Below are 21,676 nucleotides of genomic sequence, written 5' to 3'. Positions count from 1 at the left end.
ATCACAGGTGATATGCCCGCTCACCGTGCGCGCTCAGGTCCAGCCCTTCGCGCTCTTCGTCTTCGCTCACGCGCAGACCCAGGGTCAGGTCGGCCACCTTGAAGGCCACGTAGGACACCACGCCCGACCACACCACGGCCACGCCCACGCCCCACAGCTGGCTCAGCATCTGAGCCGCCATGTCGTAGTCGGCCACACTGTTGGTCACGTAGTCGTACACACCCGTGCCACCCAGGGCCGGCGAAGCGAACACCCCGGTCAGCAGCGCACCCAGGATGCCACCCACGCCGTGCACGCCGAACACGTCCAGGCTGTCGTCGACACCCAGCATGCGCTTGAGGCCGTTGACACCCCAGTAGCACACCACGCCGCCCAGCAGACCGATCACCATCCCGCCCATCGGGCCGACGAAGCCGCAGGCCGGCGTGATGGCCACCAGACCAGCGATGGCACCCGAGGCCGCACCCAGCATCGAGGGCTTGCCCTTGGCGAACCACTCGACCAGCGTCCAAGACACCGTGGCAGCACAGGTGGCCAGGAAGGTGTTGAGGAAGGCCAGGCCCGCCGTGCCCGACACCTCGAGGTTGGAGCCGACGTTGAAGCCGAACCAGCCCACCCACAGCAGCGAGGCACCGATCATCGTCATCGTGAGGCTGTGCGGCGGCATCGGCTCCTTGCCGAACCCGACGCGGCGGCCAATCATGAAGGCCCCCACCAGACCCGCCATGGCCGCGTTGATGTGCACCACGGTGCCGCCCGCGAAGTCGATGGCACCCTTCTGGAACAGGAAGCCGGCCGTGGCACCCGCGGCATCCGCCGCTTGTGCGCTGGTGTAGGCGTCCGGACCCGCCCAGAACCACACCATGTGGGCCAGCGGAAGGTAGCTGAACGTGAACCACAGCACCATGAACAGCAGCAGGGCCGAGAACTTCACACGCTCAGCCAGTGAGCCGATGATGAGGGCCGGCGTGATGGCCGCGAACGTCATCTGGAAGGCGACGTACAGGTACTCGGGAATGTACACGCCCTTGCTGAAGGTGCCGGCCAGCGTGTCGACCGTCACCCCCTTCAGGAAGGCCTTGTCGAACCCGCCGAAGAAGGCGTTGCCCTCGGTGAAGGCCAGGCTGTAGCCGTACAGGCACCACAGCACGCCCAGCAACGAGAAGGTGATCATCACCTGCATCATCACCGACAGCATGTTCTTGGCGCGCACCATGCCGCCATAGAACAGCGGCAGCCCGGGCACGGCCATCAGGATCACCAGCACGGTGGCCACGATGATCCAGGCGGCATCGCCCTTCTGAACCACCGGTGCAACGGCCTCGGCCGCGGAGGCAGCCGCCGTCGCAGCGGCAGTGGCTTCCTGAGCATGAGCGGGCACGGCCCACGCCGCACCCAGGGCTGCGGCAGCAAGTAGAGCTTTCAACATCATCGACTCCTGCTGTGGCGACCTCAGAGCGCGTGCTCGTCGGTTTCGCCGGTGCGAATGCGGACCGCCGCATCCAGGGTGGAAATGAAGATCTTGCCGTCGCCGATCTTGCCGGTGTAGGCGGCCTGGCGGATGGCTTCGACGAGGGTGTCGACCTGCTCGTCCTTGACCGCCACTTCGACCTTCACCTTCGGCAGAAAGTCGACCACGTACTCCGCACCCCGATACAGTTCGGTGTGCCCCTTCTGGCGGCCAAAGCCCTTCACTTCCGATACGGTGATGCCCTGCACACCGGCATCAGCCAGCGCCTGGCGCACGTCGTCGAGCTTGAACGGCTTGATCACGGCGGTAATCAGCTTCATGGGAACTCCAGTCTTCATTCATGCAGTCAGCCCCCCTGACTGCTCCGATGAAGGTGATGCAACCCCTGTGCCAATGTTTCCTATTGAGATACGTTGATTAACCACAGGAAACACGCCGCACCCCGGTGCACCGCCCCATTGCGGGGATCAGACTGCACCAGCGCGTGTCACGCTCAGCTGTGCCAGACCGGCCCGCAGCATGGCCTCGAGCAGCGGCTGAACCTGACCGGCCACGTCCGGCTCATACGAGAACGGCGCGTCTTCCTGCATGTACAGGCGCTGGCTCATCTCCAGCTGGATGGCGTGGATGCCGTCGGAGGGCTGACCGTAATGACGCGTGATGTAGCCGCCCTTGAAGCGCCCGTTGACGACATGCGTGTAGGGCCCCGTGCGCGCCACATCGACGACCGCCGACAGGATGGCGGGATCGCAGCTGCGGCCATCGGCCGTGCCGAAGTTCAGGTCCGGCAGACGGCCTTCAAACAGGCGCGGCAACACGCTGGCAATCGAGTGGGCATCCCACAGCATCACCGCGCCATGCAACGCCTTCAGCCGATCCAGCTCGGTGCGGATCTGTTCGTGGTACGGCCGCCAGTACGTTTCCAGGCGCCGCGCCTGCTCGGCGTCGTCCGGCACATGGCCCGGCAGGTACAGCGGCTCGCCGCGGAAGGTGTCCATCGGGCACAGCGACGTCGTGGTCTGCCCGGGATACAGGCTTTCGCCATTGGGCGGGCGGTTCAGGTCGATCACATAACGAGACACCTTGGCCTGGATGATGGACGCGCCCATCTCGCGCGCGAAGGCGTACAGGCGGTCGAGGTGCCAGTCGGTGTCCTGGCGGATGCCGGCCACATCGGCCATGCCGGTCTGCAATGGCGCGGGGATGTGCGTGCCCAGGTGGGGCATCGAGATCAGCAGCGGCAGCGTGCCGGACGTGAAGGTGTAGGTGGGCGTGTCGATCTTCATGTGAAATCCTCTTCAGGACAGGACAGGGCTGCCGGCGCGAGGGCGGGGATGGCCTTGCGGATGGCCGGCGCGGTGTCGAGGCGGATGACGTCGCGCGTGACCCGCACGACCTCTTCATCCAGCCCGGCCCACTCGCCTTCGCGCGACAGCAGAAAGAAATGACGCTGCCCCAGCCGACTCGCGGGCAGGGGCACGACGTTGACGGCATCGAGGTACTGCCGCGACTGCCACAGGCACAAGGGCGTGCTCAGGGCCCAGCCCAGGCCGGAGGCCACCAGGCTGAGCAGCGGGTCGGTGGCATCGAACTCGTAGCAACGCGGCGCATCGACGCCCACATGGCGCAGGAAGCGCTCGATCTGCTGGCCCGTGACCGAACGCTGGCTGTAGCGGATCAAGGGCAGCTTGCCAGCCGCCGCAGACAGCCCGCGCAAGGAGGTCAGCACAGGCAGGCTGTGGTGCTTGGGATAGACCGCCACCCAGGACTCCGAGAACAGCAGACGCTGCGAGACGCGGGGGTCTTCCACCGCAGATTCGGTGCAGATGACCATGTCGAGCTCGCGTCCCTGCATCTGGTCGGCCAGTCCGGGCGTCAGGCCCGACCACATACGGATCTGGCGCGCCTTGCCGGCCATCGCCTTGATGAGCTGCGGGCCCACGGTGGCCGCGAACGAATCGACGCAGCCCAGACGGATCTGCTCCATCTCCTGTCGCGCGGAAGCCCGCACCCGGTCCATTGCCAGACGCGCCTGCGCCAGCAGCTGGGCCGAGGCCTCGTGCATCAGGCGTCCGGCCAGCGTGGGCCGTGCCGGCCGCACTTCGCGGTCCATCAACTGCAGGCCCAGGTCTTCTTCCAGTGACTTGATGGACTGGCTCACGGCGCTCTGGCTCAGGCCCAGACGTTCGGCCGCCAGGACCATCGAGCTGGCATCGCAGACCGCGACAAAGATTTCCAGGGCGCGCAGATCGGGCACCCCGGCATGTCGGCGTTGGGCAGGTGACGCTTTGGGTATCGCCATGTCGGGCATCCTCAAGGGGTTCGGGGCAGACACGGCCAACTTCAGTTTTTCCGCATCTCTGATGGTGATTTTCTTCATCTAACAAGAGCCATGCCAGGCGCGACTACGCTGACTCCATCCCAACCTCTTGAACCCAGAAAGGCTGACGATGGAAAGCTATGACGCCATCGTGATCGGGGCCGGTGTGATCGGCTCTTCGGTTGCTTACCACCTTGCCCGTTTCGGCGCGAAGAAGGTGCTCGTGCTGGACCGGTCGCAGATCGGTGCCGGCACCAGCACGCAGTCCTCGGGCATCCTGCGCACGCACTACTCGGTGATCGAGAACGTGGAGCTGGCAAAGCGCTCGTGGTCGGTCTTCACCGACTTCTCGGCCTACCTGGAAGACGAGGAAGCCGCATCCGGCCTGGTCAAGTGTGGCTACCTGATCTGCGCGCCGGACGGCCCCAAGCTGTCTCCGCTGCAGTTGGCCCTGGAGGGTCAGCGTGCCATGGGCATCGAAGTCCAGTTCCTGGGCAAGGAAGAAGCCCGCTCGCTGCTGCCCATTGCCCACTTCGATGACGCCGCGCTGATCGGCTACGAGCCCGAAGCCGGCTTCGCCGATGCCTACCTCGTGGCCACGAGCTTTGCCCGCGCCGCACGCCGCCTGGGCGTCAAGATCATGGAGGGCGTCAACGTCGAGAAGCTGCTGGTGGACAACGGCCGCGTCTGCGGCGTCGAAACCTCGCAGGGCACCTTCCGCAGCAACACGGTCATCAGCACGCAGAACATCTGGGCCACCGACATCGAGCGCTGGACCGGCATCCCCACCCCCGTGGTGCCCGAGCGCCACGCCGTGCTGGCCCTGGAATGCGCCGATGCGCACTACACCTTCAAGATGCCCGTCTTCAAGGACCTGGGCTCGCCGGGCATGCTGTACTGCCGCAGCTATGGCGGCAACCAGATGCTGGTGAGCGAAGGCATCGTCGGCGAGACGCTGGCCGTGCCGGACAACGAGCAGGGCGACATCTCGATGGACTACGTGGTCGAGGTCGGTGCCCAGGTGGCCGAGCGCTTCCCGGCTTACGAGACCGCCGGCCTGGCCTCGTCGTGGACCGGCGTCTACGACGTCACCCCCGACTGGAACCCGGTGCTGGGCCGTCTGCCCGGCATCCAGGGCCTGATCGTGGGCTATGGCTTCTCGGGCCATGGCTTCAAGCTGTCTCCGGCGGTCGGCCGCGTGCTGGCGCAAGAGGCACTGGGCCTGCCGACCGATGTGTCGCTGGCACCGTATGCGCTGGAGCGGTTCAGCACCGGTCAGCTGCTAACGGGCAAGTACGGCCTGGGTGCGGTGTCCTGAGTGATCACGCACGTGATGGCCCTCCCGGAGGGCCTGACCCGACTCTCGCTGGCCACACTGCCACGCGAACGCTGGCGCAACGGCAAGGGGTGGACCCGGCTGGTTGCGCAGGCCGACGCCGGGACCCCGCCGCCATGGCGGGTGAGCCTGGCCGAAATCACCGAGGCGGCGCCCTTCTCCGTGTTCGATGGCATCGACCGCACAACGGTGCTGGTGCAGGGCGGGCCCGTCTCGCTGCTGGCGGCCGAGCAACAGTGGACGCTGTCCGAGCCGGGCGACACCGCACAGTACCCGGGCGAACTGGCGCTGCGCAACACGGCGCCCGCCGATGACACCCTGTTCTGGAACGTCATGACCCAAAGGGGACGCGCCACGGCCCGCACCCGTCTGGTTCGTGACAAGCTGGTTCTGCCCGAGCGGGGGCACAGCCTGATCTGGGTCCTGCGTGGCACCTTCGATCTGGCGGGCGAGGCCTTGCCCGTCGGCATCCGCATCGAGGCCGCAGAAGGCCTGCACTGGCAAGGGGGCACCACCCGCCTTGCCATCCAGCCGGCAGAGGCGGACAGCCTGTTGCTGCACACCCTGCTCACCGAGTGAGACAGTGTGTTCACCCGGTCAGGCAGCACTCAGTCTGCCTGGCGCGGGTACACGATCACCGACAGGAACTTGATCGGGCACTTGGCCAGGCGTTCCGGCCCGTGCGGCACTTCCCCTTCGAAAGACAGCGAATCACCGGGTTCGAGCAGGTAGGTTTCCTGCCCGACCCGGTATTCGATCTTGCCTTCCAGCATGTAGAGGAACTCGTGCCCCGGGTGCTCGAAGGTCGGGTAGCGCTCCGTGTCATCGTCGATGGTGATGAGAAAGGGCTCGAACAGCTTGACCGGGCCCTGGTCGTAGGCCAGCAGGTGGTAGGTATGCCCGCTTTTGGTGCCCCGACGCACCACTTCCATGCCGGCGCCCTTCTTGATGTGCTGCGCCGAGCTGGAGGTCGCGTCGTACTTGCTGAACAGCATCGACATCGACACGCCCAGCACGCGCGCAATGCGGGCCAAGGTGTCCATGCCGGCTGTGGTCTGCCCGTTCTCGATCTTGGACAGCATGCCGCGGCTGATGCCCGCCTGTTCAGCCACCTGTGCCAGGGTGAGGCTGTGCCGCTGCCGCTGCTCGCGGATGGCCGCACCCACGGTTTCTTCCAGTGATGGCAGGTTGCCGCTCTGGTCCCTATCCAAGCCTCGCTCCTTTGAACATTGCCGTGAAACGCAGTGTACGTGGACACCTGAAACGCAGCGCCTCGCTCACCAAAATGGTGTTTCCTTGCAGGCACACTAGTTGCATTACAGGAAACACCGCGATAAGCTTCCTTCCCATGAAGCAGCGCGCACCGCACCGGGACTGAACCCGGTCCCAACACCTGAAGGAGCCTGCCTTGAACGCTGCCATCCCCCTTCCCCTTGATGCCCCGCCCGGCGAACTCGTGCCCCCCGTGCGTTTCGACACCGTCGAAGAAGCGCAGCAATACCTGCGTGCCCAGGGCGTGTCCTATGTGCTGGCCCAGTTTGTCGACATCCACGGTGTGGCGAAGGCAAAGTCGGTGCCAGTGGCGCATCTGGAAACCGTGCTGACCGACGGCGCCGGTTTCGCCGGCTTCGCCATCTGCGGCGTCGGCATCGAGCCCCACGGCCCGGACTTCATGGCCCGCGGCGACCTGAGCACCGTCTCGCTGGTGCCCTGGCAGCCCGGCCTGGCCCGCATCGTGTGCGAAGGCCATGTGGAAGGCGAACCCTGGGTCTACGACAGCCGCGTCACGCTGAAGAAGCAGGTGGCCCGTCTGGCCGAGCGCGGCCTGACGATGTTCACCGGTCTGGAGCCCGAGTTCTCGCTGCTGCGTCGCACCGAGTCCGGCGGCATCGAGCCCTGCGACCCCAGCGACACGCTGGCCAAGCCCTGCTATGACTACAAGGGCCTGTCGCGCACCCGCGCCTACCTGGAGAAGCTCTCCAACGTGATGCGCGCCACCGGCATCGACGTCTACCAGATCGACCACGAAGATGCCAACGGTCAGTTCGAACTGAACTACACCTACACAGACTGTCTCACCTCGTGTGATCACTTTGTGTTCTTCAAGATGGCGGCCGCCGAGATCGCCAACGAGATGGGCCTGGTGTGCTCGTTCATGCCCAAGCCCTTTGCCAACCGCCCGGGCAACGGCATGCACATGCACCTGTCCATCGGCGACGGCAAGCGCAACCTGTTCTGTGACAAGGCCGATGCCAACGGGCTGGAGCTGTCGCCCATGGCCTATCACTTCCTGGGCGGCCTGCTGGCCCACGCGCCGGCCCTGACCGCGCTGTGCGCCCCGACGGTGAACTCGTACAAGCGCCTGGTGGTGGGCCGCTCGCTGACCGGCGCCACCTGGGCCCCGGCCTACATCAGCTACGGCGACAACAACCGCTCGACCATGGTGCGCGTGCCCAAGGGTCGTCTGGAACTGCGCCTGCCTGACGGTGCCTGCAACCCCTACCTGGCCACGGCCGCCGTGATCGCAGCCGGTCTCGATGGCATCGACCGCAAGCTGGACCCGGGTGCCCCGCGCAACGTGAACCTCTACGAGTGGAGCGATGCACAGCTCAAGGATGCGGGCATTGGCCTCTTGCCGCAGAACCTGGGCGCCGCCCTGGATGCGCTGGAAGCCGACGAGCTGATCACGGGCGCCCTCGGCCCGGTCGCCAAGGAGTTCCTCAAGCTCAAGCGCATGGAGTGGATCGAATACCAGCGCCATGTCTCGGACTGGGAAGTCAAGCAATACCTGGAATTTTTCTGAAGAAGGAACAGACCCATCATGTGTGGAATCGTTGGATTGCTCCTCAAGAAGCCCGCGCTGCGCAGCCAGCTCGGCGAGCTCATGGTGCCCATGCTCATCGGCATGACCGAGCGTGGCCCCGATTCGGCCGGCCTGGCCGTGTTCACCGACCCGCTGCCCGCGGGCCTGCGCAAGATCAGCGTGTACTCGGGCCTGACCGAGGAAGGCAACGACTACGACTGGTCGGCCCTGCTGGACGCGCTCAACGCCGAGCTGAAGGTCCAGGCCAAGGCGAGCGTCAAGGCCAACCATGCCGTGATCACCTTCGAGGGCGCGGCCGAGCCGGTCAAGGCCTTCGTCAAGGCCTACGGTCCGAAGCTGCACCTGCTGTCGACCGGCCGCAGCATCGACCTGTACAAGGACATCGGCACACCGGCTGAAGTGGCCGCCCGCTACCAGTTCAGCCAGCTGCAAGGCAGCCACTTGGTCGGCCACACCCGCATGGCCACCGAGTCGGCCGTGACGCCGGACCGCGCACACCCCTTCACCGCCGGTGAAGACTTCTGCCTGGTGCACAACGGCTCGCTGTCGAACCCGAACGGCGTGCGCCGCATGCTCGAGCCGCGTGGCATCAAGTTCGAAACCGACAACGACACCGAGGCGGCGTGCCGCTTCCTGGAGTGGCGTCTGCGCGAAGGCGACACCCTGCACAACGCGCTGCAGAAGGGCTTCGAAGCGCTGGATGGCTTCTTCACCTTCCTGATGGGCACGTCGACCGAACTGGCCCTGATCCGCGACCCCTTTGCCTGCAAACCGGCCGTGGTGGCCGAAACCGACGACTACGTGGCCATTGCCTCCGAGTTCCGCTCGCTGGCCCACCTGCCCGATGTGAAGCACGCCACCGTCTTTGAACCTGCCCCTGAGGAGATGTACGTATGGAAAGCCTGACCTTTGACCTGAGCCAGGGTGGCGTTCGCCCGCTCAACCAGCACCTGCACGGCCCGGCAGCCGAGCTGACCGGTCAGCACATCACCGTCGTGAACCCCGATGGCGCCCACAACATCGCCGTGGGCCTGAACGCCCCGGTGAAGGTGACCATCGATGGCCACGCAGGCTACTACGCCGCCGGCATGAACAAGCTGGCCGACGTGACCATCAATGGCAGCGCCGGCACCGGCGTGGCCGAGAACATGATGAGCGGCAAGGTGCACGTGAAGGGCTTTGCCTCGAACAGCGCCGGGGCCTCGGCCCACGGTGGCCTGCTGATCATCGACGGCGATGCGGGCCTGCGCTGCGGCATCTCGCTCAAGGGCGGCGACATCGTGGTGGGGGGCTCGGTCGGCAGCTTCTCGGGCTTCATGGCACAAGCCGGCCGCATGGTCATCTGCGGCAACGCGGGCGACGCTCTGGGCGACTCGCTGTACGAAGCCGTGATCTACGTGAAGGGCGAGATCAAGAGCCTGGGCGCCGATGCGCAGCTGGAGCCACTGGGCGACAGCGACATCACCGCGCTGACCGAGCTGCTGGCCGCCGCGGGCCTGAACCACAAGCCGCAGGACTTCAAGCGCGTGGCTTCCGCTCGCTCGCTGTACCACTGGAACGCAGACGCTGATCAAACCTACTGAGGAGCCCTGTCATGAGCACCGAACACCCCATCACCTTCAAGCGCCTGCAACGCGAAGAATCCGCGTCGTTCGACCGCAGCACGCTGGACTACATCCACCGCGCCTCGAACACCGGCCTGTACGAAATCCGCGGCCTGGGCGCCAAGCGCAAGCTGCCGCACTTCGATGACCTGGTCTTCCTGGGCGCCTCCCTGTCGCGTTACCCGCTGGAGGGCTACCGCGAGAAGTGCAGCACCAAGACCGTGCTGGGCACCCGTTTCGCCAAGAAGCCCATCGTGCTGGACACCCCCATCACCGTGGCCGGCATGAGCTTCGGCGCGCTGTCGGCCAACGTGAAGGAAGCCCTGGGCCTGGCGGCCACCGCCATGGGCACCTCGACCACCACCGGTGACGGCGGCATGACGCAGGAAGAGCGTCGCTCGTCGAAGACGCTGGTGTACCAGTGCCTGCCTTCGCGCTACGGCTTCAACCCCGACGACGTGCGCAAGGCTGATGCCATCGAGGTGGTGCTGGGCCAGGGCGCCAAGCCGGGCGGCGGCGGCATGCTGCTGGGCCAGAAGGTGAACCCGCGCGTGGCCAAGATGCGCACCCTGCCGGAAGGCGTGGACCAGCGCTCGGCCTGCCGCCATCCCGACTGGACCGGCCCCGATGACCTGGCCATCAAGATCCAGGAACTGCGCGAACTGACCGACTGGGAAAAGCCGATCTACGTGAAGGTGGGCGCCACCCGCGTCTACAACGACGTCAAGCTGGCCGTGCACGCCGGTGCCGACGTGGTCGTGGTCGACGGCATGCAGGGTGGCACCGCCGCCACGCAGACCTGCTTCATCGAGCACGTGGGCATCCCGACCCTGGCCGCCGTGCGCCAGGCCGTGGCCGCGCTGGAAGACCTCGACATGAAGGGGACCGTGCAGCTGATCGTGTCGGGCGGCATCCGCACCGGCGCCGACGTGGCCAAGGCCCTGGCCCTGGGTGCCGACGCCGTGGCCATCGGCCAGGGCGTGCTGATGGCCCTGGGTTGCAACCGCGACACCTACCAGCAAGGCGGCCAGCAGCACAGCGCCGAGGCCGACTACGCCGCGCTGGGCACCGCGCCCGGCTTCTGCCACCACTGCCACACGGGCAAGTGCCCGGTGGGCGTGACCACGCAGGACGCCGTGCTGGAAAAGCGCCTGGAGCCGGAATGGGGTGCCAAGCACCTCAAGAACTACCTCAAGACGCTGACCATGGAGCTGACCACGCTGGCCCGCGCCTGCGGCAAGCAGGACGTGCACCATCTGGAGCCGGAAGACCTGGTGGCCCTGACGGTGGAGGCCGCGGCCATGGCCCAGGTGCCGCTGGCCGGCACGAGCTGGATCCCGGGTCAGACCGGTTGATTCCGCCCTGAGGACAGCCCCCGGGCTTGTCCACGGCAAGCCCCCGCGCGGTGACGCCGCACGGGGGCTTTGTCATGGGCGGGCTTGCACCCTGCGGCGAGACCGGCGCGCATCCCAGGTCAACAGCAGCCCTGCAAGCAGGATCACCGCGCAACCGGCCAGTGTGATGGCGTCGACCTGCTCGCCGAACGCGACGACGCCCATGCCGACCCCGAACAACAGGCGCGTGTAGCGCAGCGGCGTGACCGCTGCCACATCGCCCGTGCGCATGGCTTTCATCAGCGAAGCATAGGCCCCGGTGCCCACGAGCACGGCCACAACCAGGGCCACCACGCCCGTGCGATCCGGCCAGACCCAGGCCTGCCCTTGCCAGACGGCATACAGCGCACCGGCCACCACCACGGCCAGAAAGCCGTAGAAGCCGAGGTGACGCGTGCCCAGCGTCACGGGCACCGCGCGGCTGGCCAGGTCACGCCCGGCGAAGCCCACCATGCCGACCACCGTCAGCAGGGAAAGCACGGAGAAGTCGCCCGCGGTCGGCCTCAGAACCACGGCGACGCCGGCCAGGCCCAGCAGCACCGCCACCCAACGCACGGCGCCCACCCGTTCGCCGAAGTAAGAGCGTGCGCCCAGCACCACCAGCACCGGCGTGGCCTGCAGGATGGCCGTCGCGGAAGACAGCGGTGTCAGGGCAATGGCCAGCACATAGAACAGGCGGCCGGTGATCTCGAATCCGGCCCGCACCCACATGGGCTTCGAGCGCGCATCGGCGTGCCAGAGGGGCTGCATGCCCTCGCGTCGGTAGAGCCCGAACACCAGCGCGCCACCGATCCCGAACAGCACCAGGACCTGGCCGATCGGCAGCATGCGGGCCACCTGCTTGAGCAAGGCGTCTTCCAGCGCGAAGGCGGCCATCGCCAGCACCATCCAGGCCATGCCCCTCAGGTTGTCGCTTGCATGGCGGGCGCCGGTCTCGCCGGCCGCGCGGGGCCTCATCGCGGCACGATGAAGGTGCTGCCTTCGGACACGAGGTCCGCCTGCGTCGCGCTTCGGCTGGCCACCTGGAACCGGATCGGCAGGGTCTGACCTGCCAGCCTGGCGGCCTGTGACATGGGCAGTCGCACCGACACGGTCCACTGCATGTCGGCCACCGGCGGCAGGACGATGTCCGACCGGCTCATCACCTGAGCGCCCGGCAAGCCTTCGACGGTGATCGCAATGCGCTGAAGCTGCTCGGTCTGGTTCATGAGTTGCAGGCGGTAGACGTTTTCAACGGCGCCGTCCTCGACCAGGCGGGCCATCACGCCTCGGTCGCGGATGACGTCCACACGGATGTCGGGGCGATGCGCCACCGACCAGGCCATGGCGAGCAGCAAGCCGCCCATCACGCCAGCATACAGGCGAACGCGGTGGCGCATGAGCAGGCTGCCGACGCCGCCCGGTGTGGTGGCCTTGCCGCCCTGCCCATCGCCCTGAAGCTCGCGCTGCCGGGCATAGCGGATCAGACCACGCGGCTGACCGATCTTGTCCATGACGGCATCGCACGCGTCGATGCAGAGCGCGCAGCCGATGCATCCGGCCTGCAGGCCATTGCGGATGTCCACGCCGGTGGGGCAGACCTGGACGCACAGGGTGCAGTCCACACAGGCGCCCGGGCGCGAGGGCTCGTCGCTGCCCTTGCGGGGCACGCCCCGCGGCTCACCCCGCTTCACGTCATAGCCCACGATCAGGGTCTCGCTGTCCATCAGGGCACCCTGGAAGCGGCCGTAGGGACACATGTGCAGGCACACCTTCTCGCGCAGGAAACCTGCGTTGCCATAGCAGGCCACGCCGTAGAACAGGCTCCAGAACGCATCCCAGAAGCCCACGGTGCCGTGCAGGATCTGCGGTCCGACCTCGCGGATGGGCGAGAACCAGCCCACGAAGGTGAAGCCTGTCCACAGGCTGATGGCGATCCACACCGCGTGCTTGCCGCCCCGGCGCAGCAGCTTGTTGGCGGTCCAGCCCGACTGATCGAGCCGGATGCGCTGGTAGCGGTCGCCCTCGGTGTGCCGCTCGACCCACATGAACAGCGAGGTGTACACCGTCTGCGGGCAACTGAAGCCGCACCACACGCGGCCGGCCACGGTGGTGGCTGCAAACAGCAGCATCGCGCAGAACACCAGCAAGCCGGTGAGGAAGATCAGGTCCTGCGGCAGGAAGATCAGGCTGCCCAGGTAGAAGCGCTTGGCTTCCAGGTCGAAGCGCACCATCTGGCGGCCCTGCCATTCCAGCCAGGGCAGGCCGAAGAAGAAGAGCTGGGTCAGGGCCAACATCAGCCAGCGCAGGCGGCTGAATCGGCCCTTGACGGACTTGGGCTGCACCTTGCTGGCAGCCTCCACGCCCGGCATCAGGGACACGGGCTGGATGGGGATCACGCGGGGGGTGGACGACATGGTCAGACCTCGTACTTCTTGTGGACAGGCGCAGGCCGGCTCAGCGCCGCCGCCAGCATCGCGGGACGCAGGGCCTGATCGAGCAGTTGCAGGTGCAGGGCGAGGCGGTGCGGGTCGTCGGCCAGCAGCTCGTCCTCACGGAAATAGACGTTGTTCAGGCGGACGGTGCCGCTGGCGGTGGCCACGTCTTGGGCGCGGGTCACGTCGATCACGTGGCGCAGACCGTCCTCTTCACTGCGCAGGACCACCCAGGCCCAGCGCTGGGGCTGGCCCACCTGCGCATCAAAGCGCACAGGACACACGACCACATAGCCCTCCCATTGCAGGTTGGGCACGTCGTCGAGCAGGCCTTTCAGGTGCCAGCCGCGCTCCAGCGGCTGTGCCTGGACCAGCGACCGTGCAGAGGCCAGGGTGAGGTCCTGGCGCCAGGACAAGGTGCCGGCCAGGGCCCCAGTCAGCAGATCGGGCAAGAGGTGCTCGCGCAGCGCGATGTTGGGACTGTGGACCAGTGCCTCGATGGCGAGGCGCTGGGCCCAGGCGATGCGGGCGGAGGCCATGTCCTGCCCGGCCAGCTCGCGGATCCGGCTGACCAGTTCGTCAACCGGGGCGCCGTCGCCGCCCTGCGCCAGGGGCACGGCACAGCGCAACAGCCCGCGGCGTGCGACGGAGGCCAGGCGGGATGGCGCGTCCTGCTCAGCGCCGGTGGAGGTGAGATCCGATGTCATGCCGCCATGCTCCCGCACGGCGACCTGGGATGGTGTGATCAGTTTTCTGAAGAAAACACCGTATCAGATGGCCCGTCAGCTGTGCAGGGCGGGCTCACGGGCCGCCACGGGTGCGCGCAGCGCCTGCTTCTCGATGGCCTCGGCCAGGTACAGCGCATCGCGCGCCACACCCGAGAACCGGCCCGATCCCCAGGTGTACAGCCACGGCAGCCCCAGGAAGTACAGGCCCGCCTGCCGGGTGACGCCCCGGTGGTGCACCGGCTGGCCCCGGCCGTTGAACACCGGCGCATCCAGCCAGCTGAAGTCCGGCTTGAAGCCGATGCACCAGATGACCGAGGTGATGCCTTCGGCCGCCAGATCCAGCCGCGTGTGGTTGCCATCGGGTTGCCAGACCGGCTCGTAGACCCCGCCCGCGGGTGCGTCGATGCCCTGTTCGGCAATGTGCTTGTCGATGGCCGCGTTGATCCCGTTGTAGACCTTGTCGGCCTGGTCCAGCGCCGCCTTCAGGTTGTCCTGGAACGAGACCACACCGTCTTGCAGGCTGTCCAGCAGTCCGTACAGCTTCATGCCCTGCTTCGCGAAGGCGCGCAGGTCGATGTCGCGCCCGCCATCGCGGCCGGTCACATAGTGGTTGGTGTTGTCGCGCACGCCTTCGCGCAGCGGGTGCTGGTCCACCGGCATGTCGTAGTAGCCCATGTCGGCCAGCCAGTCGACCACATCACGGCCGCGGTAGAAGCGCGCGCACCGCGGCGCGTCGCCGACCGCCAGGTGCACCTGCTTGCCGGCCAGGTGCAGGTCTTCGGCAATCTGCGCCCCGGACTGGCCGGAGCCCACCACCAGCACGCCCCCTTCAGGCAGGCTCTGCGGGTTGCGGTACTGCTCCGAGTGCAGCTGGGTGATGTGGGCCGGCAGGCGTTCGGCCAGACGGGGCACCACAGGCTCGTGGTATCCGCCGGACGCCACCACCACCTGATCGGCGGTGAACAGACCGGCCGTGGTCTGCACGGCATAGCCCCCTTCCGGACGGGCCTTGACGTGCTGCACCGTCACGCCGGTCAGCATCGGCGGGTTCACCTTCTTCAGGAAGGCCTCGAGATACGCCACGATCTGGTCCTTCTTCATGAAGCCGTGGGGCTCAGGGCCGTCGTAGTCATGCCCCGGCAGCTTGCACTGCCAGTTGGGCGTCACCAGACAGAAGGCGTCCCAGCGCTGGGTGCGCCACGCGTGCATGGGCGTGTGCTTCTCCAGCACGAGGTGGTCGATGCTGCGTTGCTGCAGGTAGTAACTGAGCGACAGCCCCGCCTGGCCGCCTCCGACGATGAGAACGGCGTGATGGGCAGGAGCGGATGAAGGGTGGGCGTGCATGGTCGGGTCCTCGCGGAGGGTGGGTGCGTGTGTGGAAAAGAGGAATGGCGGCGCGGTCAGGCAGGGTCGAAATGCAGGACCATGACCTCGGCCTGGGGGGACGGGGTGTGGCGCTCGGCCTGGCTTTCGATCTCGGCCCATTGGTCCATGGCACGCGAGCAGGCAAAGCCGTACTTTTCTCGCACGCGCTCGGACGCGATCGACAGGGCGGTGTGGGTGCGCTGCAGGAACTCCGGCAGCGGGTAGCGCTGCCCGGCCGTCAGGTGCTCGCGCACAACCAGGGAGGGCGAATAGCAGGTCTGTTCGGTGCCGTCCGGCCAGCGGACGGTGAAGTGCATTTCAGGCATGGCAGGCAAGGTGGTGTTGGTAAAGGTCGATGTGGCGGGTGGCCGAGGCCGCCCAGCTGAAGCGCTGGCACACGTCGCGGGCCTGGTGTGCCAGTGCGCTGTGGTGATCCGAATCGAGGCTCTGCACGAGGCCGCGGGCGATGTCGTCCACATCGAGCGGGTCGACCCAGAAGACCTCGCCTTCGCGGAAGTGCTCTGTGAAGGGCGCACGGCGCGAGACGAGGGCGGGCGTCCCGCACGCCATGGCCTCCAGAGCCACCAGCCCGAAGCCCTCCTTGAGGGACGGCATCACGAGTGCGCGGGCCCGTCGGTACAGTGCAGCGAGAACGGCATCGGAGACCGGCCCCGTGCACACCAGGCGATCGGCATCGGGCTGCCCCGGGGCCAGGCCGGCCTCGTGTCGAAGGGTCTGGAAGGCCTGCACGGCCGCGTCATGCTGAAGCAGGCTCGCGCCACCGGCGATCACCAACTGAGCTTGTGGAACCAACCGGCGCACACGCGCAAAGGCCTGTAGCAACGCGACGGTGTTCTTGCGGGCCTCGACGCCGCCCACGGCCAGCCACACCGGCCCAGCGGGCTGAACGCCCAGCGCACACAAGGCTTCGTGGTCCATGGCGGCCTGCTCGTCCGTCACGACAGGGGTGTAGCGCTGCAGGTTCACGCCGTTGTGCACACGCCGGGCCTCACGCGCCCAGTCGCGGCGCAACACGCCTTGCCACAGGTCGCTCACGCACAACAGCAGACTGGCGGTGGTCACGCCCCTGGCCTGCCATGCCGTGAGTGGCGGCTCGTCGAACGCGTCAAGGTGGTGAACCGTGCGCACGTAGCCCCCCACCCTGCCCTCTTCAGTCAGGTTGGCCAGGGCATTGGCGGTGATGCTGTCCTGCGAGTGAAAGACATCGATGTCCGCCAACGCGCTCCATGTGCGCAGGTGATCGGTCATGGCGTCAATGCGATGGCGCACCATGTTCACGAGCCCGGACGGGCCGGCTGAAAGCGGCGCGATCGACAGCCGCGCCCGCGTGGACCTGAACAGGGTCTGACCTGCTGCGGCGGCGGCCATCACGGTCACGTCGTGGCCCTGGGCCACCAGCGCATCGGCCAGTTCCAGCGTGTGCACCACCCCACCCCGCGGATTGAGCGAGTGCATGAGCAAGGCGATCCGGAGTCGGTCGGCCTTCATGGTGCCTCCCCCTCGCGCTGCGGCACGATGAAGGGGTGCGCGGCCCAGTCCCACAGCAGCGCGAGGTCGCTGTCCGGGCCGCTTTGCAGTTGCAGGGCACTGCCCCCCTGCACCGTGCCGATCGGCGCACAGGCCATCCCGCGGGCGTGGAAGCGCGCACACACCGCCGCCACATGGTCACCGTCCACGGCCAGCACATAGCCGAAGCTCGGAAAGGCCTGCAGCCACCGCAGCAACGCGGGCAGCCCATCGGCAGGCCCATGCCCCGGCGGATGCGGCAAGGCAGCAAGGTCCACCGTGGCGCCGACTCGCGAGCACTCGAGCATCATGAGGACCGTGCCCAGCACGCCCGCCATGCTGATGTCCTTCGCTGCGGCGCACAGCCCTTCCTCGGCCAGCTGGGGCAACAAGGCCAGGTCGGCCTGCAGGCGGTCGGTCGGTGTCCGCGTCGACGCATTCCAGAACGGGTAGCCGCCCTCCCATTGCCCGCGCAGGTCCACGGCCATCAGCAACCGCTGACCCGGCCGTGCCGCGAAGCTGCTCAACAGACGCCGGGCCTTGCCCAGCACCGCCACCGCGAGTTGCGGCCGGGGCGCGCGTGCGTTGCTGTGCCCGCCGACAATGGGCACGCCATAGGCGGCCGAGGCGGCGGCCATGCCTTGCACGATGGGCTCTGCCTGCCCGACCCCATCACTCCACAGCGCATCGACCACCGCGATGGGCCGGCCACCCATGGCGGCGATGTCACTGAGGTTGACCATGACGGCGCTGTAGCCGGCGAACCAGGGCATCTCGCTGACGAAGTCCTCGACCAGGCCTTCGATGGCCAGCAGCAGGTGCTCGCCGTGCCCATCGGGGATGACGGCACAGTCGTCGCCCAGGCCGATGCCGGCCTGCTGGGCCAGCGTGGTGTCGCCCAAGCCGCCGGGCAGGTGGCGCGAGAGCACCTGCGCCACCCCGGCGATGTCCTGCTTGTGCGCGAAACCACGGCTGGCGCGCAACTGGACGGTCAGGGCCGCGAGGTCGAGCGGGAGGCTCTGGGGCGCGCGTGGGTGGGCGGTGCTCATGCCCGGTCCCCCCCAACGGCCGCTGCGGTGCGTGCACGGGCCTGCGGCAGCGTGAAGTAGCCCCAGTCCGGTTCATGGCATGGCGGGTAGTGCGCCAGGCTGGCCTCCATCAGGCCATGAGGCCGGCCATGCAACTGCACCGGCCCGTGCAGGTGCCAGTTCAGCTTCTCGAACAACGCGACGTTCTGCTGCTGCACGTGCGCCCAGAATGCCGTCGCGCCCCGCGCATGGGCCATGCTGACCGCCAGGCGTATCAGCGTGGCCCCCAGCCGGCCGAGATGCCGGTAGGACGGGTGCACCGCCAGGCGCGAGCCCCACCACACACCGGGCTGGGCCTCGTGGATGCGCACTGTGCCCACCACCTGGTCGCACTCGCCCGCCACGCAGGCGCAGGCCACCAGCAGGATTGCGTCGGCGTCGATGGCATCGAGGTCGTTGCCGACGAAGAGGCCCTGCTCGACGCAGAACACCGCACGACGCAGCGCCAGGGCCTCGCGTCGCTCCCACGGCTCGCTCACGCACTTGATGCGAAAGGCGGCCGGGGCAAAGTCGATCGGCAACTCACAGACGGTCAGGGCTTGCATGGCGGGCTCCTTCGAAGCGCTTTTTGATCAAGCCGGAACGGCCAGCGGGCTGGCGGTTTCGTACACCGACAGCGACGAGCAGGCGCCACATTTGCCGCAGCCTGCCTTGATGTCACTGGCGCGCAGCCCGGCCTGGCTCACCATCTGACCGAGTGGCTCAAGCACCGAGCGCATGAACGCGGTGGTCGGCGCGGGATGGCTTTCCAGCGGCGTGCCGCTGATGGGCACGAAGGGCACCACGAAGGGGTAGACGCCCAGGTCGAGCAGACGCTGGCTCATGTCCAGAATGGCTTCGCGGCTGTCGCCGAGGCCAGCCAGGATGTAAGTGCTGACCTGGCCCCGCCCGAACACGGCCACTGCCGCCTCGAAGGCGCTGAAATAGCGTGCCAGCGGCACACTGGCTTTGCCCGGCATCACGCGCTCGCGCACGGCGGGCGTGACCGCTTCCAGGTGCATGCCGAGCGTGTCGACGCCCGCATCCTTCAAGCGCTGGAACCAGAGGTCGCTGTCCGGCGGCTCGCACTGCGCCTGGATGGGCAGATCCGGCACGGCGGCCTTGATGGCGCGCGCGCTGTCCACCAGCACGGCGGCGCCGCGGTCGGGCGTGGCCGGAGTGCCGGTCGTCAGCACCATGTGGCGAATGCCGTCCAGATCGACCGCCGCGCGCGCCACCTCGGCCAGCTGGGCCGGTGTCTTGTGCGCGATCGTGCGGCCCGCCGCCAGGGATTGGCCGATGGAGCAGAACTGGCAGCTCTTGCGTCGGCTCTCGTAGCGGATGCAGGTCTGCAGCACCGTGGTGGCCAGCACATCGCGGCCGTGCAAGGTCGCGATGTGGCTGTAGGGGACGCCGTCGGCAGTCTGGCGTTCGTAGAAGCGCGGGGTCGACGGAAATGTGATCTGCGCGATCGGGATGCTGCCGTGCTTGAGCGTGCTCGTGCCGGCTGCATCCGGCGCATCGGCCAGAAAGGGCGAGTCGAAGGCCGGCGCCGTGTGGACGGGCACCATCACGGTGTGCCCGTCGATGGTCACGGCCTTGTGGTCGGACGGACCTGCCCCGCCACGGCGGCTCGGGGCACCGGCGCCCGGGTCCGCCAGGCGCAGGCCGCGGGATTGCAGCTCGGTGATGAGGTCGCGGGCGCGAGGGCTGAGGGTCGAGAGGGTCATGCCGGTCTCCTGGGGACAAGGGCGGGGACGAGGGGGTCAGGCGACGCGGGTCAGCGGCGCAGGGGCCAAGGCCGAGGCTTCCGGCGAGGCCGCGGTGCCCAGACCCGTGGACATGGAAGGGGACAGCCCTTCGAGGCCAGCCCCGCCGAGCAGGTGCACGGGCGCGGTCGGCCGGTCATCCAGCCGCAGGCTCAGCAGCTCCGGACGCGCGTAGTGCCCGACCGAATCCATCATCCGCTTGCGTTTGGTGATGAGGCTCATGTCGAGATCCACCACCAGCATGCCTTCGCCCTCTTTCAGCGGCGGCGCCAGGTGCACGCCTTCGGGCGACACGATGGCCGTGCAGCAGCCCCCGCGCAGCGCACGCTGCAAGCCGGGCTCGGGCGTGATGGACTGGATCTGCTCGTCCGTCAGCCAGCCCGTGCTGTTGATGACGAAGCAGCCCGACTCGAGTGCGTGATGACGGATCGTCACCTCCATCTGGTCGGCAAAGATCGGCCCCACGAGCGAGCCCGGGAACTGGGCGCAGTGGATCTCCTCGTGCTGCGCCATGAGGGCATAGCGGGCCAGGGGGTTGTAGTGCTCCCAGCAGGCCAGTGCCCCGACCCGGCCCACGGCCGTGTCGACCACCTTCAGGCCGCTGCCATCGCCCTGCCCCCACACCATGCGCTCGTGGAAGGTGGGCGTGATCTTGCGGCGCCTGAGCCGCAGGGTGCCGGTCTCGTCGAAGATCAGCTGGGTGTTGTAGATCGTGCCGTGGTCGCGCTCGTTCACACCGAGCACGACGACCATGCCGTGCTGACGGGCGCGCTGAGCCACAGCCTCGGTGACGGGGCCGGGTACGACCACCGCATGCTCGTACAGCGCCATGTGCTCGGCCCCGGATGCCATGGGCGGCCGGATGAACGAGAAGTAGGGGTAGTACGGCACGAAGGTCTCGGGGAACACGATGATCTGCACGCCCTGTCGGGCGGCGGCATCGATGCGGTCGAGCACCTTGTGCAGCGTGCCTTCGGCCTCGTTCAACACGGGCGAGATCTGCACGGCGGCGGCTTTGATGATGCGTGGCTGGCTCATGGTGGCGTACCCGGTTGAGTCGATCAGAGCGTCCAGGTGTCGAGGATGAAGGCCTTCTCCTTGCGGTGCAGCAGGATGATGTCCAGCACGTCGAGCGGGTTGATGGGCTTGATGCCTTCGATGAGCGAGCCCTCGCCGTGCCCGTACAGGGCCTGCAGCGCGAAGCGGCACGCATAGACCTTGCCGCCCTCGGCGATGAACTTGGCGATCTGGTCGTTGAAGTTCAGGTGGCCGGGAAACGCGGCGTCACCCAGCTTGGGAAAGCCGCGCTTCACGCCCAGGGTGACGCCCGGCCCGTACAGCAGCACCGAGGTGTCGAAGCCCTTGCGCTGCAGACGCGTGGCCTGCAGCAGGTTGACGAAGCCGATGGAGCCTTCGAAGGCCACGGTGTGGAAGGTGACGAGGGCCTTGTCGCCGGGTTCGGCTTTCACGTCCTCGAAGACCTTCTCTTCGTAGTCCACGAGGAAGTCGCCGATCAGATTGGGGGCTTTGGTCACAGCAGGCATGGGATCACTCCAGAAGTAAGGGATGAGAGAGGGTGGGCGCGCGCTGCTGAAGCAGGTGCACCGGATGTGCCAGTCCGTGCCCGCCAGGTCCGATCAATTTGCGATCAATGACCGGTGCACGGGGCATCTGACGCAAGGCGCCGCCTTGATCGGCCGAAATGCGATCAAGTGGGATGCCGGATTCGGCTCTGCCGCCAGACCCTTTTGCCAAAGGGGGATTGCTCCTCGCACCAGATCGGATCAACGCCGCTGGTGGCGCACACGGCATGCACGTTGTTGGCTCGCGCCGCACCCATTGAGTGCACAATATGAC

At 67.5% G+C, this 21,676-nt stretch carries 22 protein-coding genes; 6 read left to right on the top strand and 16 right to left on the bottom strand.

The features are described 5' to 3' along the window. Position 1: 1 nt before the first annotated feature. From amt to QZ709_RS10005, 4 genes are all read right to left on the bottom strand, one after another. Positions 2 to 1,432 carry an ammonium transporter gene (gene amt / locus QZ709_RS10020; RefSeq protein WP_294637133.1) on the bottom strand — a complete coding sequence of 477 codons (1,431 nt, stop codon included), beginning with the start codon at positions 1,430 to 1,432 and terminating at the stop codon, positions 2 to 4. 20 nt (positions 1,433 to 1,452) lie between these two features. After that, positions 1,453 to 1,791 carry a P-II family nitrogen regulator gene (gene glnK / locus QZ709_RS10015; RefSeq protein ID WP_294637132.1) on the bottom strand — a complete coding sequence of 113 codons (339 nt, stop codon included), beginning with the start codon at positions 1,789 to 1,791 and terminating at the stop codon, positions 1,453 to 1,455. Positions 1,792 to 1,938: 147 nt separating this feature from the next. After that, positions 1,939 to 2,757, bottom strand: a complete 819-nt coding sequence (gene hutG / locus QZ709_RS10010; RefSeq protein WP_294637131.1) for an N-formylglutamate deformylase — start codon at positions 2,755 to 2,757, stop codon at positions 1,939 to 1,941. After that, positions 2,754 to 3,773 (bottom strand): LysR family transcriptional regulator, encoded by a 1,020-nt coding sequence (locus tag QZ709_RS10005; RefSeq protein ID WP_294637130.1) that lies wholly within the window; start codon positions 3,771 to 3,773, stop codon positions 2,754 to 2,756. Before QZ709_RS10005 ends, hutG begins: the two co-directional genes overlap by 4 nt. A 148-nt stretch (positions 3,774 to 3,921) precedes the next feature. Between QZ709_RS10005 and QZ709_RS10000 the strand changes: the two genes are divergently transcribed. After that, a complete protein-coding gene (locus QZ709_RS10000; protein ID WP_294637129.1) occupies positions 3,922 to 5,109 on the top strand; it encodes an FAD-binding oxidoreductase in 1,188 nt (395 codons plus the stop codon). A 15-nt stretch (positions 5,110 to 5,124) separates the two neighbouring features. Next, positions 5,125 to 5,706 carry a HutD family protein gene (locus tag QZ709_RS09995; protein WP_294637128.1) on the top strand — a complete coding sequence of 194 codons (582 nt, stop codon included), beginning with the start codon at positions 5,125 to 5,127 and terminating at the stop codon, positions 5,704 to 5,706. A gap of 29 nt (positions 5,707 to 5,735) precedes the next feature. On the opposite strand, the gene QZ709_RS09990 is transcribed toward QZ709_RS09995, so the two are convergent. Then, a complete protein-coding gene (locus tag QZ709_RS09990; RefSeq protein ID WP_294637127.1) occupies positions 5,736 to 6,338 on the bottom strand; it encodes a helix-turn-helix domain-containing protein in 603 nt (200 codons plus the stop codon). 245 nt (positions 6,339 to 6,583) lie between these two features. Here QZ709_RS09990 and glnT point away from each other — a divergent pair, with 245 nt between their 5' ends. Genes glnT through QZ709_RS09970 form a run of 4 tightly spaced genes read left to right on the top strand, consistent with a single transcriptional unit; the run spans position 6,584 to position 10,910 of the window. After that, positions 6,584 to 7,930, top strand: a complete 1,347-nt coding sequence (gene glnT, locus QZ709_RS09985; RefSeq protein ID WP_294637146.1) for a type III glutamate--ammonia ligase — start codon at positions 6,584 to 6,586, stop codon at positions 7,928 to 7,930. Between the two features lie 18 nt (positions 7,931 to 7,948). Beyond that, entirely contained in the window at positions 7,949 to 8,857 is a 909-nt protein-coding gene (locus QZ709_RS09980; RefSeq protein ID WP_294637126.1) for a class II glutamine amidotransferase, read from the top strand. Next, entirely contained in the window at positions 8,845 to 9,534 is a 690-nt protein-coding gene (locus QZ709_RS09975) for a protein glxC (protein ID WP_109038707.1), read from the top strand. The genes QZ709_RS09980 and QZ709_RS09975 overlap by 13 nt, the downstream gene beginning before the upstream one ends. An 11-nt stretch (positions 9,535 to 9,545) precedes the next feature. Next, a complete protein-coding gene (locus tag QZ709_RS09970; protein WP_294637125.1) occupies positions 9,546 to 10,910 on the top strand; it encodes an FMN-binding glutamate synthase family protein in 1,365 nt (454 codons plus the stop codon). A 72-nt stretch (positions 10,911 to 10,982) separates the two neighbouring features. Here the strand turns inward: QZ709_RS09970 and QZ709_RS09965 are convergent, their stop codons facing one another. The 11 genes from QZ709_RS09965 to QZ709_RS09915 all read right to left on the bottom strand — a co-directional run bounded on the left by QZ709_RS09965 (position 10,983) and on the right by QZ709_RS09915 (position 21,363). Then, positions 10,983 to 11,906 carry a DMT family transporter gene (locus tag QZ709_RS09965; RefSeq protein ID WP_294637124.1) on the bottom strand — a complete coding sequence of 308 codons (924 nt, stop codon included), beginning with the start codon at positions 11,904 to 11,906 and terminating at the stop codon, positions 10,983 to 10,985. Then, positions 11,903 to 13,345 (bottom strand): cytochrome c oxidase accessory protein CcoG, encoded by a 1,443-nt coding sequence (gene ccoG / locus QZ709_RS09960; protein WP_294637123.1) that lies wholly within the window; start codon positions 13,343 to 13,345, stop codon positions 11,903 to 11,905. The genes QZ709_RS09965 and ccoG overlap by 4 nt, the downstream gene beginning before the upstream one ends. Positions 13,346 to 13,347: 2 nt before the next feature. Next, positions 13,348 to 14,070 (bottom strand): hypothetical protein, encoded by a 723-nt coding sequence (locus tag QZ709_RS09955; protein WP_294637122.1) that lies wholly within the window; start codon positions 14,068 to 14,070, stop codon positions 13,348 to 13,350. A gap of 75 nt (positions 14,071 to 14,145) precedes the next feature. Then, on the bottom strand, positions 14,146 to 15,435 hold the full coding sequence (locus QZ709_RS09950; RefSeq protein ID WP_294637121.1) for an MSMEG_0569 family flavin-dependent oxidoreductase: 1,290 nt from the start codon (positions 15,433 to 15,435) through the stop codon (positions 14,146 to 14,148). A 56-nt stretch (positions 15,436 to 15,491) separates the two neighbouring features. Continuing rightward, entirely contained in the window at positions 15,492 to 15,782 is a 291-nt protein-coding gene (locus QZ709_RS09945) for an MSMEG_0570 family nitrogen starvation response protein (RefSeq protein ID WP_294637120.1), read from the bottom strand. Beyond that, entirely contained in the window at positions 15,775 to 16,965 is a 1,191-nt protein-coding gene (locus tag QZ709_RS09940) for an MSMEG_0565 family glycosyltransferase (protein WP_294637119.1), read from the bottom strand. The genes QZ709_RS09945 and QZ709_RS09940 overlap by 8 nt, the downstream gene beginning before the upstream one ends. Beyond that, positions 16,962 to 18,032, bottom strand: a complete 1,071-nt coding sequence (locus tag QZ709_RS09935) for a sll0787 family AIR synthase-like protein (RefSeq protein WP_294637117.1) — start codon at positions 18,030 to 18,032, stop codon at positions 16,962 to 16,964. The genes QZ709_RS09940 and QZ709_RS09935 overlap by 4 nt, the downstream gene beginning before the upstream one ends. Next, positions 18,029 to 18,616, bottom strand: coding sequence for an MSMEG_0567/Sll0786 family nitrogen starvation N-acetyltransferase (locus tag QZ709_RS09930; RefSeq protein ID WP_294637116.1), 588 nt, complete (start codon positions 18,614 to 18,616; stop codon positions 18,029 to 18,031). Before QZ709_RS09930 ends, QZ709_RS09935 begins: the two co-directional genes overlap by 4 nt. Before the next feature lie 27 nt (positions 18,617 to 18,643). Continuing rightward, a complete protein-coding gene (locus tag QZ709_RS09925; RefSeq protein ID WP_294637115.1) occupies positions 18,644 to 19,780 on the bottom strand; it encodes an MSMEG_0568 family radical SAM protein in 1,137 nt (378 codons plus the stop codon). A 36-nt stretch (positions 19,781 to 19,816) separates the two neighbouring features. Then, positions 19,817 to 20,857, bottom strand: a complete 1,041-nt coding sequence (locus QZ709_RS09920) for a Nit6803 family nitrilase (RefSeq protein WP_294637114.1) — start codon at positions 20,855 to 20,857, stop codon at positions 19,817 to 19,819. A gap of 23 nt (positions 20,858 to 20,880) precedes the next feature. Beyond that, complete coding sequence (locus QZ709_RS09915; protein WP_294637112.1) at positions 20,881 to 21,363, bottom strand: MSMEG_0572/Sll0783 family nitrogen starvation response protein; 483 nt, start codon at positions 21,361 to 21,363, stop codon at positions 20,881 to 20,883. Positions 21,364 to 21,676: the final 313 nt, after the last annotated feature.

This window comes from uncultured Aquabacterium sp. (genome assembly GCF_913773725.1).
In the GTDB taxonomy this organism is placed as follows: Bacteria; Pseudomonadota; Gammaproteobacteria; order Burkholderiales; family Burkholderiaceae_C; genus Aquabacterium.
Note: the sequence above shows the minus strand (reverse complement) of the source record. Positions and strands in the feature narration are given on the sequence as shown.